The following is a 15,868-nucleotide window of genomic DNA, read 5'->3' on the forward strand; positions in this document are numbered from 1 at the left end:
AGCCCCTCCTATCGCTGGACCGTGTAGTCGTTGGAAATCATGACCATGAAAACCGCCGCATAAATGCGTGCGCGTTTCGCATCGTCACTATCGCCTTGGCCAACAGGGCTTGCATCCAGAGCCGCAGTGATGGTGCTGCGCGCCGTGTCGCTCAATTGACCGGCGGTGAGCAGCAGATCGAGCTGATCGACAAGGGCTGCGGTATCATGCGCGATCGGCAATTGGTCCGCGTAATCGGCTTTGACGTCGCGCGTCTTCCACCACTCGCCCTCGATCGCGCGCTCCATGAAATTCACATAGCCTGCGACGCTGGTTTCATTGGTGATCTGCATTTCTGGGGCCACGAGCCCCGCGGATGCGGTTTCCGACACTTGCGGGACGTAGCCGGGGCGGAAGAAATTGAATACCGAGGGTGATCGCAGAGGCGACTGGCCGAGCCCGGATGCCGCATCTCCCATATCGCGCAGCTGCCAATTACCGCTGACGGACCTTGCGCCGAAAGTGCGACCCCATTGCACGAAGCGCAGCATCGGCTCGCGCACTTTGCCGAATTGGGCGCTGCTGAGATTGCCGGTGTCGAGCGCTTCATCGTCGAGGAGGATAGCCTTGAACACGGCTCGCAGATCGCCGCGCACACCCGAACCGTTATCGTTGAATGCCTCTGCAACGCGCCGGACGTAGGCGGGGCTGGGGTTGCTCGTCACCAGGCGCTGAATCATTTGCTTGCCGAAGAACGGCCCGACATTGGCGTGGTTGAACAGCGTATCGAGCGTGATGCGAAGTGTTTCTGTAGCACTGGTGCCAGCAGGGATCGTGACGCCCAGGAAGCTCTTTTCCTCAGCCGAATGATAATCGCGCCCAGCAAGCCAGGTCTGGCGCCAGCGATTGGTGTCTGCCGTCATTGGCTGGCGGGCATATTGTGCGTCGGGAATTTGCCGCGTCCCGCCGATTTGCTGCGTGAAACCGATGCCGCTGAAATCGAAATCATAGCCGGTAAAGGCTTTTGCGATGCCCGTTACATCGTCATTGTCATAGGTTTCGATAGGCTGCGAACTGCCATCGAGACGAAGCGAGCCATCGATATTCAATTCATACAGACCGATGGTGAAAAGCTGCATGATTTCGCGGCCAAAATTTTCGTCAGGCACGCGCCCACTGCTCGGATCGGCTTTGCGATTGCCCCTTGTGTTGAGGTAGACGCCCATGGCTGGATTGAGCGTAATGTCTTCCAGCAGGTCGCGGAAATTGCCGAATGCGCGCTGGTTGAGGATATCCCAATACGCCGTGATCGCGCTGCTTCGCCAGGTCATATTTAGCGAATTGAGCGACACGACGAAGAATTCCGACATCGCCAAGGCTGCGCGCTTGCGCACCGAATTGCCGCCGGAAAACAACTGGCTCCAGATCATGTGATCGCCCGGCCGGCTCTGATCGTACCAATTGTTCGTATCGACCGTCTCAAACCCGCGCGACTGCAGGAATTGTGCGCCGGTCTGGTTATTCGGCGCCTCCATGCGCGCATTGAGCCATGGCTCATATCCGCGATCGCGCAGCGATGCGATATCGCCGGTGGAGGCACTGAGGGAGGCGCGCAGAAGGAAGCGAGCCGCCTCCTGATCGGTTTGCGGTTTGACGACCGTCGGCGTGGGAGTGGGCGTTGCGCCGCCAGAGTTGCCACCGCCGCCCGCGATGGGTCCGCTGCCCCCTCCGCCGGAACTGCCGCCCCCGCATGCTGCCGTAGCGCTGGCAAGTGCGGCCACGCCGGCTGCGCGGCCCAAAGCTTGAGCGGTCGATCCTGTATCTGCCTCAGGAGCGTCCCATGTCTCGGGCGCAGCAGTGTCTTCGTCGCGCAGCGCGGCTTCTTTGGAGTGGTCGTCCAGCATTGGGCCCCTCGATCCCTACAATCCAGCAGCACAGGCCTGCCGCAGCATTGTTAATGTGCAGCTTCCAGCCATGGTTAATTAAACGAAACCTGTGACTGAAATCCGCTTTCCCGTCTCTCCAACAGGCGTAAGCCATTGCCCCATTCCGCGCGAGCGCCTAGGGCGCGCCTTGGCTTGAAAACTGCAGGATTGATCGCATGGCAAATGTCACCGTTATCGGCGCTCAGTGGGGCGATGAAGGCAAGGGCAAGATTGTCGACTGGCTGGCATCGCGCGCCGATGCTGTCGTGCGCTTTCAGGGCGGACACAATGCCGGCCACACGCTAGTTGTCGGTGACCAGACTTATAAGCTCAGCCTGCTGCCAAGCGGTATTGTCACCGGCACGCTCAGCCTGATCGGCAATGGTGTGGTTCTCGATCCGTGGGCGCTGCGCGATGAAATCGCCAAGCTGGAAAGCCAGGGCGTGTCGATCACGCCTGATAATTTCGGTATTGCCGACAATTGCCCGCTGATCCTGCCGCTGCACCGCGATCTTGACGGCCTGCGCGAAGCCGCGGCTGGCAAAGGCAAGATCGGCACCACGGGACGCGGCATCGGCCCTGCTTATGAAGACAAGGTAGGCCGCCGTGCGATCCGCGTGTGCGATCTCGCACATCTCGATGATCTGGAACCCCAGCTTGATCGTCTCTGCGCGCATCATGACGCCCTGCGCGCCGGTTTCGGCCAGGACCCGGTGGACCGCGAGGGACTGCTGGAAGAGCTACGCGACATCGCACCTTTCGTCGCGCAATTCGCGCAGCCGGTGTGGAAGCGCCTCAACGATGTGCGCAAAACGGGCGCGAAAATCCTCTTCGAGGGCGCACAGGGCGTGCTGCTCGATGTCGATCACGGCACCTATCCCTTCGTCACCAGCTCCAACACGGTGAGCGGGACGGTGGCCAGCGGTTCGGGCCTCGGCCCGGGCAGTGCGGGCTTCGTACTCGGTATCGTAAAGGCCTATACCACCCGCGTCGGTAGCGGCCCATTCCCGACCGAGCTTGAAGACGAAACCGGACAGCGCCTCGGCGAACGCGGCCATGAATTCGGCACTGTCACCGCGCGAAAGCGTCGCTGCGGCTGGTTCGATGCGGTGCTTGTGCGCCAGACTTGCGCTCTATCTGGCGTGACCGGAATTGCGCTCACCAAGATCGATGTGCTCGACGGGTTCGAGACGATCAAGATTTGCACCGGCTACAGGCTGGGCGACAAGGTCCTCGATTACCTACCCAGCCACGCTGCGGAGCAGGACGCGGTCGAGCCGATTTACGAGGAATTCGAAGGCTGGGAAGGCACGACCGTCGGCGCGCGCAGCTGGGCGGATCTACCAGCGCAAGCGATCAAATATATTCGCCGCATCGAAGAGCTGATCGAGTGCCCGGTTGCGAGCGTCTCGACCAGCCCCGAACGCGACGATACGATTCTGGTGCGCGATCCCTTCGCGGATTGATTACTCCCCGCGCTCCTCGCGCAGCATCGCGACCTGCACCTGCAGGCGTTTAATTTCGCGTAGCACGTTCAGCATGTTCATGCGGCTGAACAGCCATTGCTTGATAAACCCTTGAAAAACGAGGACGGTCAGGGCTGCAATCGCCCACATCAGATGTTCGAACTGGTGATGCGTCGTCACCACCATATAGATGCAGAACAGGAACAGCGCGCCGAACACGATGCTGAGGCCGAAGACCAGCTTGGTCCAGCCGCCCATCGGGCCGCTCATACTGTCGCCGATCTGGCGCCACAGGCCTCGGTCGGACGCTTCGAGCTCGCTCAAAAATTTCTTGTCATCGGCATCCAGCACGTCGCGGATGCGGTCGTCGATATCGGTCATGTGACATCTCCTGATAGGGCCGCTTTCAATTTGCGGCGGGCATGGAAAAGGCGCGTTTTGGCTGTGCCCTGCGGCACGCCCTGCACCTCGGCAATTTCGGCGAGAGTAAATCCCTCGACGTAGAACAGATGCGCGGCGAGGCGCTGGTCATCCGGCAATGTCGCGATCGCCTGATTGACCGCCAGCGCGTCATCCCCGGGCGACCCGGCGGCTGGCAGCTCATCCGGTTCGACTGCTCCCGCGCGCTGACGGCGCACCTGCTCGCCGCGAATGGCGTCGGCACATTTGCGCCGGAGGATAGCGAACGTCCAGGGCGCAAACCGCGCCGGATCGGAAAGAGAGCCGATCCCGCCGATGATGGCGACCCAGCTCTGCTGTGCTGCACTCTGCGCAAGATCCGCATCGCCCAGCATGCGCCGGGCAGCGCGGAGCAGGCGCGGGTGCCAGCGTTTCGCCAGCCGCTCTCCGGCCTGACGGTCTCCGCCGATAAACAGCGTGACGAGCAATTCGTCGTAAACGCGCTGTGTATTGGCCACCGTCCCCATCCTTTCGTCCTGTTCCGCTTGGTAAGTCGGTGCAAGGGCCGAAAAGGTTCAATACCCCGCCAAAATTCACTGATATTCTTGACAAGTTCTACAAATGTTCTCACCCTGTTCTCATTAAACGAATCAGGGGAATGTGGTGATGGCTGAGGCCGATTTTGCGTATTCATTGGCTGTCGATGCGGCTGGCCTGCCATTGGCGGTTTCCATTTTCGCCGATGATCGGGTGCTGCTCGATCAAATGCAGGATGATGTCGCACAGGCCGGCCTGACGGTGCGCGAAAGCGGTGATCTGGCGCAATTGCTGGCGGGCGATGTTCGAGCTTTGGGAGAGTTGGTGCTTGTCGATTGCCCCAATCCCGATGCAGCGGCGATGGCTGTGCTGGCGCGGCTGGACAGCCGGGCGGGCAATTCGGGCGCGCGCCTGATCCTCTCAACTAATATCGAAGCGCTTGATGCCGTTTTTGCTTGTTGCTGCCAGTCGAGCCCTCAAATTCTGGTCAATCCGCTGCGCGCTGAACGCGTGATCGCGCTCGGCCGTGTGCTCGCAGACATTCCCAATCTGCGCGTGCGCGAATTGTCGGAGGAAGACCGGTTGACGCTGTTGCGGCTCACCGAGCAGGTCGGGCATATTGCGGAGCGGCTGGACCGGCTCGATAGTGCAAGCGGCTGGGGCCAGAATGCCGGCGGCGGCGCTTTTCGGTTCGAAAGCCCGAAAGAGGGATATCGCACCGAGAATGATCTGATCCGCAAGCCGCGCCCGCCGCTGCCTGACGCGCGGCTGGTCCGGCAGATCATTGCCCAGCGTAAGGCACGGGCGAAATTTTTCGACGACTACCTTTTTGCCGATCCTGCATGGGATATGCTGCTCGACCTGACCGCAGCGCGAGTGGAGCACCAGCGCGTTTCAGTCACTTCGCTGTGCATTGCATCTGGCGTCCCTGCGACGACCGCACTGCGATGGATCGGACAAATGATCGAAGCCGGGCTGTTCGAGCGCGTGGAAGACGATGCCGATCGCCGCCGCGCCTTTATCGATCTGAGTGACAAGGCAGCGGACGCCATGGCGCGCTATTTCGAGGAGATCGGGCAGGGCGCACTCATGGCGGCGTAAGCCAGACCTAGCGGTTGTCGAAGGCGTCCTGTGCGCTTGCGCGATCGGTAATGCCGTTCGCCACCAGCACCTGCAGCAATACGCGCGCCTTGGACGGCCCGAGCGCGCGCGCGGCAATAAAGCCTTCGTCTTCATCGCTGGGTTCAGGATCGACAAGTCCCTCATCCACACGCGTCGCGCGCACCACCGGTATGCCGAGGCATACCGCCTCTGCCAGAGCTTCGCGCACCATGTCGGGCATATTGCCTTCGCCCATGCCAGCCAGCACAATCCCTTTCGCACCCTTCGCCACCGCGTGTTCCACATAGCTCGCGTCCATTCCGGCAAAGGCATGCAGGATCGGGACGGCCGGGAAAGTTTCGGGAAAGGCGAAGCGGGCCGCTTCATTCGTGCGCCAGGGAGGTGAGAGCCAATCGAGCGTGGAGGGCGTAGCAAGAGCTATCGGCCCACGCGGAAAACCGTCGAATGCGTTGGACCCGGCGGTGCGTGCTTTACGCACATCGCGCGCGGAGAATACATGATCGCTCATAACCAGAAGCACGCCGCGTCCGGCAGCATCCATGTCTGCGGCGACTTTCACTGCATTGGCGAAGTTCCTGAGGCCATCGCTGCCCACAGCATCGGCTGGCCGCATTGCCCCAACCACCACCACGGGCTTCGTGGTGGGCAACGTCAGGTCGAGCAGAAAGGCAGTCTCTTCCGCCGTGTCGGTCCCATGCGTGATGATGACCCCGCCACACGCAGGATCGCGCATCGCCGCAGCGCAGGCGCTGTGCAATTCGCGCCAGATTTCAGGTCCGATATTGGCCGAATCGATGGCGGCCACCTGCTTGCCTTCAAGCCGTGCATTTACGCCCAGTGTGTCGAATTCGACGAGAAAATCGGCAATATTGATCTGGCCGGGCCGATAATCGCGCCGCGTGGCAGAGCCAGCCTGCCCGGCAATCGTGCCGCCCGTAGCAAGGACAAGGATGGAGGTTTCGGCGGATGGCAAAGCTGGGGAACTCCCGGAGCGTGTTCCTCCCGCGCTTGCGCTTGGGAGTTTTTCAGCCGTGAATGTCCCCCGGACATTCACGAGTCATGAAAAACTGGTGGGCGATGACAGGCTCGAACTGCCGACCCTCTCGGTGTAAACGAGATGCTCTACCAACTGAGCTAATCGCCCCTACACTGGTCGTGTAGCTGGCGCGCCTTAGCGAAAGGTTGATCGGGGCAAAAGAGAAAATATGCAGAAAATCGACATTGCGATTGCCGGATGCGGCATTGCCGGGCTGGCGGCTGCGCTCATGTTGCATCGGCAGGGACACCGCGTAACGCTGTATGAGCGATTTGCCGAAGCGCGCCCCATAGGCTCCGGCCTGATGATCCAGCCGACGGGGCTGGCGGTACTTGACGCGCTGGGCCTGGCCGAGTCTGCTATCGCGCGCGGTGCGCCGGTCGACGGCTTATGGGGGCTCAATATCGAGGGCAAGCCTGTGCTGGAGGCCGCTTATGTCGATCTCCCCTATTCCGATGCGGTGGGTATCGGCATTCACCGTGCGAGCCTTTTTGCGGCACTCTTTGACGCTGTGCAGGCCGAAGGTATTGCGATTGAAACCGGACGTGAGGTCACCGGGACATCTGTCGATACCGATGGTCGTACGCTCTCTTTTGTCGATGGCAGTGCATCGTCCGGATTCGATCTGGTGATCGATTCGCTTGGTGTCGGTTCGCCGCTTGTCCCACCTGCGGATGCCATCCTGCCGTTCGGCGCGCTTTGGGCGACCGTCGATTGGCCCTCATCGGGGCCATTCAATCCGCGACTGCTCGAACAACGCTATCGCCGTGCGGATCAGATGGTGGGCTTGCTGCCGATCGGCCAAGGGAAAGCAGCGTTCTTCTGGTCAATGAAGGGTCAAGATTACGAGGGCTGGAAAAATAGGGGGATGGCGGCCTTCTATGAGGAGGTTTGCACTCTGTGGCCTGCACTTGCTCCGGTCATGGAGCAGTTGACCGATCCGGAGCAACTGACTTTAGCCCGCTATGCCCACCGCACCAGTCCGCATGCCACAGGTGATCGAATCGCGCACATCGGGGATAGCTGGCACGCTGCCAGTCCCCAGTTGGGGCAGGGTGCCAATATGGCGCTGCTCGATGCGCGCGGCCTCGCCGTGGCCATGGAAAATTCAGGCGATCTGGAAGAGGCTTTGTCCACCTATGTGCGCCTGCGCGCATCGCACGTCCGGCTGTATCAGGCGCTGACCTGGCTGTTCACTCCGCCATTTCAGTCGGATTCGATCTGGCCTGCGATATTCCGCGATCTCTTTATGGCGCCGGCTTCGCGCGTGCCGCCGGGTCCGGCATTAAAAGCGCATCTGGTGGCGGGATTGGCTGGTGCGCGCTTGTCGGAGTTGGACCTGGCCAAACCGGATTACACGGCGCTCAATCAGAGCGAGCCGAGGATCTCTTCCCGTGCAGATGCGCTGGCCCAATCATAGGCGCCGATCACGCGCCAGACTTCGCGACCCTCCGCATCGTAGAGAATGGTGAGCGGCAGCACCGCACCGCCGCCATAGGAGAAGGCGAGCTCGTTTTCCTCGTCCATCCATTGCGGGAGGTTGGGGAGGTCGTTCGCCTCGAAGAACGGGACCACCACTTCTGCGCCGCGCAGGTCCTCGCTGATAGTCATCACACGGACCTGACCGTCCAGATCGGCGGCTAGGCTATCCAGCAAGGGCATTTCTACGACGCAGGGCGCGCACCATGTCGCCCACAAATTGACCAGCACCGGTTCGTCCAAATCGGTGAGCGTCAGCATCTCGCCATCGGGCGTCGCGACGGTAACTTCGGGAATGGGGTCACCGGCAAAACTGCGATCCAGCGTGCCGGTCAGCACGTCAGCTGCGCTTTCGCCCTCAACAGCCGTGCTTTCTTGCGCCTCGTCTGCCGCCCCGGTATCGCACGCGGCAAGCAGGCCTGCGGCAAGGCACGCACATGCGATCGAAGGAAAGTTGATCTTGGCCACGGATGATTCCTCTAACGCCCAGTCGGGCAATACGATGTGGGGCGGCAGGTTCGCAGATGGACCTAGTGCGATCATGCGCGAAATCAATGCCTCCATCCCCTTCGACAAGGCGCTGTGGCGGCAGGATATTGCGGCGAGCAGGGCGCATGTCGCGATGCTGGCCGCCTGCGATATCGTAACCGATGATGACGCCGAAACGATAATCGACGGACTTGAGAAAATCGCGGCAGAATATGAAGCGGACGGGGTCCCGGAGAACTGGGACCTCGAAGATATTCACATGACGACAGAGGCGCGGCTGGCTGAGCTGATCGGCCCTGTCGCCGGACGCCTGCACACCGCGCGCAGCCGCAATGATCAGGTGGCAACCGATTTTCGCCTCTGGACGCGCGATACGATCGACCAGACGCTGGCGGGCCTACAAGCCTTGCAGTGCGCGCTGGTCAGCCGCGCGGATGAACATTCGGGCAGCATCATGCCGGGTTTTACGCATCTGCAAACTGCACAGCCGGTAACCCTCGGTCATCACCTGATGGCCTATTACGAAATGGTCAGCCGCGATGTGGCGCGCTTTACCGAGGCGCGCGCCAGGCTCAACCAGTCGCCGCTCGGCAGTGCTGCGCTGGCGGGGACGGGTTTCCCGATCGATCGCGAAATGACCGCGCAGGCGCTCGGCTTCGATGCGCCCACCGCGAACAGTCTCGATGCCGTGTCGGACCGCGATTTCGCGCTCGATTTCCTCGCTGCAGCCAGCCAATGCGCGCTGCATCTCTCTCGCCTGGCTGAGGAGTTCGTGATCTGGGCGAGCCAGCCCTTCGGCTTCGTGCGCATGCCCGATGCGCTCTCGACCGGCAGCTCCATCATGCCGCAGAAGAAGAACCCTGACGCAGCTGAGCTGGTGCGCGGCCATGCCGGGCGCATTGTCGGCTGCCACACTGCGCTGATGGTCACAATGAAGGGCCTGCCGCTAGCCTATTCCAAGGATATGCAGGACGATAAACCTCCCGTGTTTGAAGCGGCGGGACTGCTGCAACTTTGTATCGCGGCGATGACAGGAATGGTCGACGGAGCCGATTTCCGCACCGAGCGCATGCGACAGGCCGCAGAACTCGGCTACGCGACCGCCACGGATCTCGCCGACTGGCTGGTGCGTGAGGCGGATATCCCATTCCGAGAGGCGCATCACATTACGGGCGCTGCGGTGAAGCTGGCGGAAAGCAAGGGTGCAGCGTTGGACGAGCTGTCGCTTACGGAACTGCAGGATATCGATGCGCGTATTGATGATCGCGTGTACAGCGCGCTGTCGGTCGAGGCATCGGTCGCCGCTCGCGCATCATACGGGGGCACTGCGCCGGATCAGGTGCGCAAACAGGTGGCAAAGGCCCGCCAGAAATTGGGAATGGACACATGAAACGCATTGCCCTCGCATTGGTCGCCACCGCCGCTCTTGCCGCATGCGGGCAACGCGCGCCGCTTGAACCAGCCGCCGGCGAAACCCTTCCGCCGCCACCATACGGCGCGAGCGAACCGCTGACAGCAGAAGAGTTGCTCGAACCCGATCCGCAAGCTGTTCCCGAACGCAGTGTGGAGCTGCGCCGCGAAAGTGAAGAGCGTGAGGACGATCCGTTCGATCTTCCACCGGAAAGCTGAGTTTTGGACCATTTTCAGATCCGCAATGGCGAGCTTTATGCCGAAAATGTGCCGCTTTCGCGCATCGCAGACAAGGTCGGCACACCCGTTTACGTCTATTCGCGCGCCACGTTCGAGCGGCATGCCAGAGTATTCAAGGAAGCCCTGAGCGGCCTCGAAAAGCCGCCGCATCTCGCCTTTGCAGTGAAAAGCAATCCCAACCTTGCGGTGCTCAAATTGCTGAGCCGCGAAGGCTATGGCGCGGACGTCGTTTCCGGCGGGGAACTGGCGCGCGCTCTGCAAGCTGGCATGCCGGCCAGGGACATTGTTTTCTCTGGCGTGGGCAAGACGCGCGAGGAATTGCAGGCTGGCCTCGAAGCGAAAATCGGACAGTTCAACATTGAAAGCGCCGAAGAAGGGCTGGAGCTTGGCCGGATCGCGCAAAGCTGGGATGTCGTTGCGCCCTGTGCCTTGCGAGTGAATCCGGATGTCGATGCGGGCACGCATGACAAGATTTCGACCGGCAAGGCGGATAACAAATTCGGTGTCCCGATCAATCGCGCGGGTGAAATTTTCGATACTTTGACCAAGGCTCCTGATTGCGCGCTCAATCTGCGAGGGATCGCGGTCCATATCGGTAGCCAGCTTTCCGATCTTTCACCGCTGGAGCGGGCCTTTGAGAAGCTTGGCAGCCTGCTCCGCGATCTCCGCGCGGCTGGCCACACGATCACCCATGTCGATTTGGGCGGCGGGCTTGGTGTGCCCTATCGCAAAGGCGAAGTGACACCGTCTCCTGCCGAATACGGCGAAATGGTCGCGCGCATCACGAAAGGCTGGGATGTTACGCTGATGTTCGAGCCCGGACGTGTGATCGCTGGAAATGCGGGCGTTTTGCTGACCCGCGTGATCCGCGTGAAGAAGGGCCTCAACCATCCCTTCGTGATTGTCGATGCGGCAATGAATGATCTGGCCAGGCCCGCGCTTTACGGGGCGTGGCACGATTTCGATGCGGTGCGCCCCTCAGGCGAACGGATGATGGCCAATATCGTGGGCCCGATTTGCGAGACCGGTGACACTTTCGCAATGGACCGGGAGATCGACGCGCTGGCCTCAGGCGATCTTGCCGTGTTCCGCACTGCCGGAGCCTACGGTGCTACCATGGCGAGCAGTTACAATTCGCGCGGCTTCGTGGCTGAAGTCATGGTGGATGGCAGCGACTATGCCGTAGTCGCCGATCGCATCCTGCCGGGAGCCATCGCCGATGCAGAGCGCGTTCCAGACTTCCTGCTCAGCTAGCCGATGCAGTCGCTCCCGCTCTTCCACCAGCTGACCGGCAAGCCGGTTATCGTGCTGGGCGAGGGCGAGATGGCGGAGCCAAAGCGGCGGCTGGTGGAGCGAGCCGGCGCGCGCATAATCACCGACATGCAGACCGGAATAGATGAAGGGGCGCGAATCGCTTTTGTCGCGCATGACGACGCTGCTATGTGCGAGGCGGATGCGATCCGTCTGCGTTGCGCGGGGTTGCTGGTGAATGTGGTCGACCGGCCCGATCTGTGCGATTTCACCACGCCGAGCATTCTCGATCGCGATCCGGTGCTTGTCGCTGTCGGCACGGGCGGAGCATCGGCGGGCCTCGCCAAGCAATTGCGTCTGCGGCTGGAAAAGCTGCTTCCCGCAGATCTTGGGAAGCTTGCCTTGAAGCTATTTGGCGCGCGCGATGCGATCAAGGCGCGCTTTCCGATCATGGCAGAACGCCGCCGCGCTCTCGATGACGCGATGGCTGAGGGTGGCCCGCTCGATCCTCTACGAGAAGGCGGACCTTCCCGGCTCGATAAATGGCTGGCAGGCGCAGGCGATATCGCCTCCTCGCAGACAATCACCTTCACTCTCACAAGCGATGATCCCGAAGATCTGACGCTGCGTCTGTCGCGCCTTCTCGGAAGCGCCGATGCCATCATCGCCGATCCGGAAATCCCGGCAGAAATCCTTGCACGTGCCAGGGCAGATGCGCAGCGCTTAACCCAGCCCTTCGAGGGCCCGGAACCAGATGGTTTGGTCCTCGTACTCAAAAGAGGAAAATTACAATAAACACAGGAATTACAGCAATTTAATTTCAAAACGTCAGTCTCTGACGGCAGGCTTCATGCAGGTCGACACGGTGTCGGCCATGCAAATGGAGAACTGCAATGAAACTTCCCAAGATCGATGTCGCCAGCCTGCCGGACCTCGATAAACTGACAGGCTTTTTCGGAGCTTCGGAAGGCCCGGGCCATGATGACACGATCATTGTCATCGCCACCATCGTTTATGACAGCAACCCACCGTTCAGTGGGCTGTTCTGATCGGGTTGGGTCGAGGCGATGGACATCCATCCTGAGATCGCAGCGTTGCGGAGAGATCGCTCTCCGCAACGCGACGCCCAAGCCGCGATGGAGCGTGCGCGCATCGCGTGGCGAGCTGAGCCCGGAGCGCAGCAAATGCTTTCCGAGTTGGAGCGCTTTGGCGCCGGAGCTGGCTTGGAGCAATGCCCGCAGCTCGAAAAACTTTTCACCGAATGCGGCGAAGCGGAACGACTAATGAGCTTGCTTTCGCGGCATTATTGCGCCGCGCTCCGGGACACCCCGATTGGTCATCCGCCCTTTCGCACGGGGTTCGACGGCAAGGCCAGTTCGACACTGCTCGCCAGATCCGGCCGCGCCCAATTAATGGTGCAGACCCGCGAGCCGGGCTTTTATGGCGCCGATGCTATCACGTTGAGCGATGCGGCCCGCTATGATGCCGTACTCGCCGGGAAGGCGGAGGCGAGCATCGTCCGGGTGCGGCGCGCTGGCGAGGATCGCGTGTATATCAGCGCGCAGTCGATGCCGCTGACAGGAGAAGAGCGCATCGCACTGGATCGCTCGTCCGAAACGCTGGTCGTCGAAAGAGTAGAGCAACGCTTGGTCAGCCTGCAACTTATGCGCGATGCGGCCGATCCCGACCCCAAGCGAACCTATGACTTGGAAACCGGCAAGCTCGTCAATCAAAGCGCGGCTTCGGTTGCGATCAGTCGGCAGGAGGCCATGATTGCCCTGCTAGGGCGCATGAGGCGAAGCGATGTAGCACCCGAACTCGCCCGGATCGCGCTGGCTGAAAAAGACGTGTCTTTGCGCTGGCAGGCGCTTCGCGAGTGTATCGCGCTTGATAGCGAATGTGGTTTCTGCACGCTCGCGCGCATTGCCCGCACCGGTGACGATTCGCTTGCGGCAGCAGCAGGAGCGCTGCGCGCACAGCTGCTCGAAACCTACCCCGAATTTGTTCGACTGGAGGCCGAGAAATGCCCCGCGTAATCCACTGCGAAGATACCTCATCGTGTGAGCTTGGCGAATGTATCGAAGCGCTCCACGATGAGGGCTTCAATCCTTGGGAGGAGAATAGTCTGCTGGGCGCCGCACGCTGGCTGCGCAGGCTTAATAACAATCGCGAATTTCTCGCCGATCTGATGGTGGAGGAATTGAAGCACGGGCCGGAAAGCTCAAAGGTCCCGGGCGATTACGGGCCGCAAACGATTATGCTCTCAGCGCTCGGCAGCGAATTCTACCTGCGTGCCAATTTGTGGCCGAGCCGGGATGAACATATGTTTCGCGCATCGGGCCAGTCGGCTTTCTCCTACGGACTGCCGCATGACCATAATTTCGATTTTCTGACCGTCGGATATTTCGGACCCGGTTACGCAAGTGACTATTACGAATATGATTATGAGGCCGTTGCGGGCGTTGTGGGAGAAAAGGCCAAGCTGCGTTTCGTGGAACGCTCGACTCTCTCACCTGGCAAGCTGATGCATTACCGCGCGCACCGCGATGTGCATTCGCAATTGCCGCCGGAAAGCCTCTCGGTTTCGCTCAACATCATGCATGCCGGTGGGGCGCAAGGGTGGCTCGATCAGTATCGCTTCGATGTCGAGAATGATGTGATTGCCGGAGTGGTGAGCTCTGGCGGCAGTGAGATTTTCCTCCGGATGGCGGTCGGGCTGGGGGGGGATGAAGCGCGCGATCTTGCGCATCATTTCGCGGGGTCGCACCCTAGCGACCGCATTCGGCTGGTGGCGCTGGAAGCGCAGGCAGGAGTGATGGATCGCGATGCGCAGGACGCACTTTGGCGCGCGGCGGAAAGCTCCGGCAGCCGCTTGATCGCAGGCGAGGCAAGGCGGCGTCGCGAGGCGCTCGAGTTGGCTTAAAGGATACCGCCCGCCAGCCGGTCAATCGCGCCTTGCAGGATGACGGCAGCTGCATGGCTGTCGATCCGCTCGGCGCGTTTGGCGCGGCTGAAATCCTGCGCAATCAGATCGCGCTCCGCACTGGTGGTGGACCAGCGCTCATCCCATAGCAGCACAGGCAGGCCGAGGCCGATGTCCCTCTGGACAAGGTTGCGGGCAAAGCTGCGGCTCGCCTGCGCGCGCGGACCTGCACTGCCGTCCATATTGAGCGGCAGGCCAATCACGACGCCCGCGACACCGCGATCCTTGCAAATCGATTCCAGTGCCGCCTTGTCGCGCGCAAATTTGCCTTTCGGCAGGGTCTTACCCGCGGTGGCAAAATTCCAGCCCGCATCGCATGTGGCAATGCCGATGGTCTTGGTGCCTAGGTCAAGGCCGAGAAGCACGCCGCCATCCGGCAGCGCGTCACGAAACTCGGCAGCGTTTTCGGTAATCAGGAGGCCGGCTGCCATGCCGCCACTCGCCGCACCACGTCCCGATTGAGGTTCTGCCAGAAGAGCGGAATATCATAGACGTGGTAATTGTTGCCCGGCAGCACATATTGGCCAAGGTCCGGCGGATTGCCGATGATGAGCAGGCCATTATCGGCGCAACTCGCGGGGACTGAGCCTGCCAGAAGCGTTCCGGTGGAAAGATCGTCTTCCGGAACTAGCGTGCCGAGGTTCAATTCCGCATCGGCGCTGCCGCCCAATTCTCCGGTGAGCGGATTGACGCAGAGGATCGGGGACTCGCCGCGCGGCTCTCCATCCATGCCGGGAAGCTCGGTGTAGCGGCGCAGGAACTGGCCCGGCTCGGGCGGATCGGCAAAGCTTGCCCAGCTAACGATGCAGCCGCCCTGTTCGGCAGTGGCGCATGCGGGGAGGCCAAGGCTCGGCAAGTCATGCTCGATGCTGATCGGCCAACCGATCGGATAGGCCATGGCGACACGCTGTTGCAGCGGCGTGCTGGCGACCTGCTCTTCGAGCAAGCGCGTCACATGATAGCCACCCTGGCTGTGTCCGGCGATGACGATGGGCATGTCTTCAGGGATTGAGTCGAGGAAGAAAGTAAAGGCTGCTTCAATGTCGGAATAGGCGGCATCGAGCGCGTTCTGCGCCTGCGGATCGATAGTGATAAATGCGCCGAACGTCGCCTGGCGATAGCGCGGGACCCAGATCTCGCTCGCCTGGTTGAAAGCGCTCGCCATGCCGCGAACCATCAGGCGGGCGCGCGCCTGCGATTCCTCATCGTCGATCGGCGCGTTCCACTGGCGGCCATCGAAATAGCTGGTCGGGTGGACGAAGAACACTGCGAAACGGCGGCGCTCGATGTCCGGGGTTGGAGTGGGTGAGGGCGGCGACGCTTCGCCCTCTTCGGATGCGCCTTCGAATTGTGGCTGCCAGCGTGCCGGATCGTTCTGAGCGCTCATGCCTGGACGGCTGAACCACATGGCCGGATCCTGATAGGCGTTGTCTGCCAACGCATCTGGTGCGACGAATTCGCTGTCGGGCACGAAGGTAATCTCTGTCAGCTCTTCGCCGTAAAGGCGCAGCACGAATGCGGCTCCGCCCACCAGTATGATCAGGAACACTAT

Annotated in this window: 17 protein-coding genes and 1 tRNA gene; 10 read left to right on the forward strand and 8 right to left on the reverse strand. The window is 61.2% G+C overall.

The annotated features are described in order from the left end of the window. Window positions 1–8: 8 nt before the first annotated feature. On the reverse strand, window positions 9–1,883 hold the full coding sequence (locus tag I5L03_RS05600) for a DUF1800 domain-containing protein (protein WP_197920781.1): 1,875 nt from the start codon (window positions 1,881–1,883) through the stop codon (window positions 9–11). A 197-nt stretch (window positions 1,884–2,080) separates the two neighbouring features. Between I5L03_RS05600 and I5L03_RS05605 the strand changes: the two genes are divergently transcribed. After that, complete coding sequence (locus I5L03_RS05605; protein WP_197920782.1) at window positions 2,081–3,370, forward strand: adenylosuccinate synthase; 1,290 nt, start codon at window positions 2,081–2,083, stop codon at window positions 3,368–3,370. On the opposite strand, the gene I5L03_RS05610 is transcribed toward I5L03_RS05605, so the two are convergent. Together I5L03_RS05610 and I5L03_RS05615 are read right to left on the reverse strand one after the other, a co-directional pair. Beyond that, window positions 3,371–3,751 (reverse strand): DUF6768 family protein, encoded by a 381-nt coding sequence (locus I5L03_RS05610; RefSeq protein ID WP_197920783.1) that lies wholly within the window; start codon window positions 3,749–3,751, stop codon window positions 3,371–3,373. Next, the gene (locus I5L03_RS05615; protein WP_197920784.1) at window positions 3,748–4,287 is read right to left on the reverse strand and encodes an RNA polymerase sigma factor; all 540 of its coding nucleotides are present in this window, start codon (window positions 4,285–4,287) and stop codon (window positions 3,748–3,750) included. The genes I5L03_RS05610 and I5L03_RS05615 overlap by 4 nt, the downstream gene beginning before the upstream one ends. A 148-nt stretch (window positions 4,288–4,435) precedes the next feature. Between I5L03_RS05615 and I5L03_RS05620 the strand changes: the two genes are divergently transcribed. Beyond that, window positions 4,436–5,407, forward strand: a complete 972-nt coding sequence (locus tag I5L03_RS05620; RefSeq protein ID WP_197920785.1) for a winged helix DNA-binding protein — start codon at window positions 4,436–4,438, stop codon at window positions 5,405–5,407. Between the two features lie 7 nt (window positions 5,408–5,414). On the opposite strand, the gene I5L03_RS05625 is transcribed toward I5L03_RS05620, so the two are convergent. Continuing rightward, window positions 5,415–6,401 (reverse strand): asparaginase, encoded by a 987-nt coding sequence (locus I5L03_RS05625; protein WP_197920786.1) that lies wholly within the window; start codon window positions 6,399–6,401, stop codon window positions 5,415–5,417. Between the two features lie 95 nt (window positions 6,402–6,496). Then, window positions 6,497–6,572, reverse strand: a tRNA-Val gene (locus I5L03_RS05630). Between the two features lie 61 nt (window positions 6,573–6,633). On the opposite strand from I5L03_RS05630, the gene I5L03_RS05635 reads away from it, so the two are divergent. Continuing rightward, window positions 6,634–7,884, forward strand: a complete 1,251-nt coding sequence (locus tag I5L03_RS05635; RefSeq protein ID WP_197920787.1) for an FAD-dependent oxidoreductase — start codon at window positions 6,634–6,636, stop codon at window positions 7,882–7,884. Here the strand turns inward: I5L03_RS05635 and I5L03_RS05640 are convergent. Further along, the gene (locus tag I5L03_RS05640; protein WP_325100102.1) at window positions 7,833–8,411 is read right to left on the reverse strand and encodes a TlpA family protein disulfide reductase; all 579 of its coding nucleotides are present in this window, start codon (window positions 8,409–8,411) and stop codon (window positions 7,833–7,835) included. The two genes, I5L03_RS05635 and I5L03_RS05640, sit on opposite strands and share 52 nt — an antisense overlap. Window positions 8,412–8,445: 34 nt before the next feature. Here I5L03_RS05640 and argH point away from each other — a divergent pair, with 34 nt between their 5' ends. The 7 genes from argH (at window position 8,446) to I5L03_RS05675 (ending at window position 14,256) form a co-directional block, all read left to right on the forward strand. Next, window positions 8,446–9,822 carry an argininosuccinate lyase gene (gene argH, locus I5L03_RS05645; RefSeq protein ID WP_197920789.1) on the forward strand — a complete coding sequence of 459 codons (1,377 nt, stop codon included), beginning with the start codon at window positions 8,446–8,448 and terminating at the stop codon, window positions 9,820–9,822. Beyond that, window positions 9,819–10,061 (forward strand): LPS translocon maturation chaperone LptM, encoded by a 243-nt coding sequence (lptM, locus tag I5L03_RS05650; RefSeq protein ID WP_197920790.1) that lies wholly within the window; start codon window positions 9,819–9,821, stop codon window positions 10,059–10,061. The genes argH and lptM overlap by 4 nt, the downstream gene beginning before the upstream one ends. A gap of 3 nt (window positions 10,062–10,064) precedes the next feature. Beyond that, the gene (gene lysA, locus I5L03_RS05655; protein WP_197920791.1) at window positions 10,065–11,336 is read left to right on the forward strand and encodes a diaminopimelate decarboxylase; all 1,272 of its coding nucleotides are present in this window, start codon (window positions 10,065–10,067) and stop codon (window positions 11,334–11,336) included. A gap of 3 nt (window positions 11,337–11,339) precedes the next feature. Beyond that, complete coding sequence (locus tag I5L03_RS05660) at window positions 11,340–12,128, forward strand: precorrin-2 dehydrogenase/sirohydrochlorin ferrochelatase family protein (RefSeq protein WP_197920792.1); 789 nt, start codon at window positions 11,340–11,342, stop codon at window positions 12,126–12,128. Between the two features lie 98 nt (window positions 12,129–12,226). Continuing rightward, the gene (locus I5L03_RS05665; RefSeq protein ID WP_197920793.1) at window positions 12,227–12,382 is read left to right on the forward strand and encodes a hypothetical protein; all 156 of its coding nucleotides are present in this window, start codon (window positions 12,227–12,229) and stop codon (window positions 12,380–12,382) included. Window positions 12,383–12,745: 363 nt separating this feature from the next. Next, window positions 12,746–13,369, forward strand: a complete 624-nt coding sequence (locus I5L03_RS05670) for a hypothetical protein (protein WP_197920794.1) — start codon at window positions 12,746–12,748, stop codon at window positions 13,367–13,369. Beyond that, window positions 13,357–14,256, forward strand: a complete 900-nt coding sequence (locus tag I5L03_RS05675) for a transposase (protein WP_197920795.1) — start codon at window positions 13,357–13,359, stop codon at window positions 14,254–14,256. Before I5L03_RS05670 ends, I5L03_RS05675 begins: the two co-directional genes overlap by 13 nt. On the opposite strand, the gene ruvX is transcribed toward I5L03_RS05675, so the two are convergent. Next, window positions 14,253–14,747: a Holliday junction resolvase RuvX gene (gene ruvX / locus I5L03_RS05680; RefSeq protein ID WP_197920796.1), complete on the reverse strand. Its 495-nt coding sequence runs from the start codon at window positions 14,745–14,747 to the stop codon at window positions 14,253–14,255. The two genes, I5L03_RS05675 and ruvX, sit on opposite strands and share 4 nt — an antisense overlap. After that, window positions 14,729–15,865: a DUF3089 domain-containing protein gene (locus I5L03_RS05685; protein WP_325100103.1), complete on the reverse strand. Its 1,137-nt coding sequence runs from the start codon at window positions 15,863–15,865 to the stop codon at window positions 14,729–14,731. Before I5L03_RS05685 ends, ruvX begins: the two co-directional genes overlap by 19 nt. Window positions 15,866–15,868: the final 3 nt, after the last annotated feature.

Origin of the sequence: Aurantiacibacter sediminis (assembly GCF_016019885.1) — a bacterium.
GTDB classification, from domain to species: domain Bacteria; phylum Pseudomonadota; class Alphaproteobacteria; order Sphingomonadales; family Sphingomonadaceae; genus Alteraurantiacibacter; species Alteraurantiacibacter sediminis.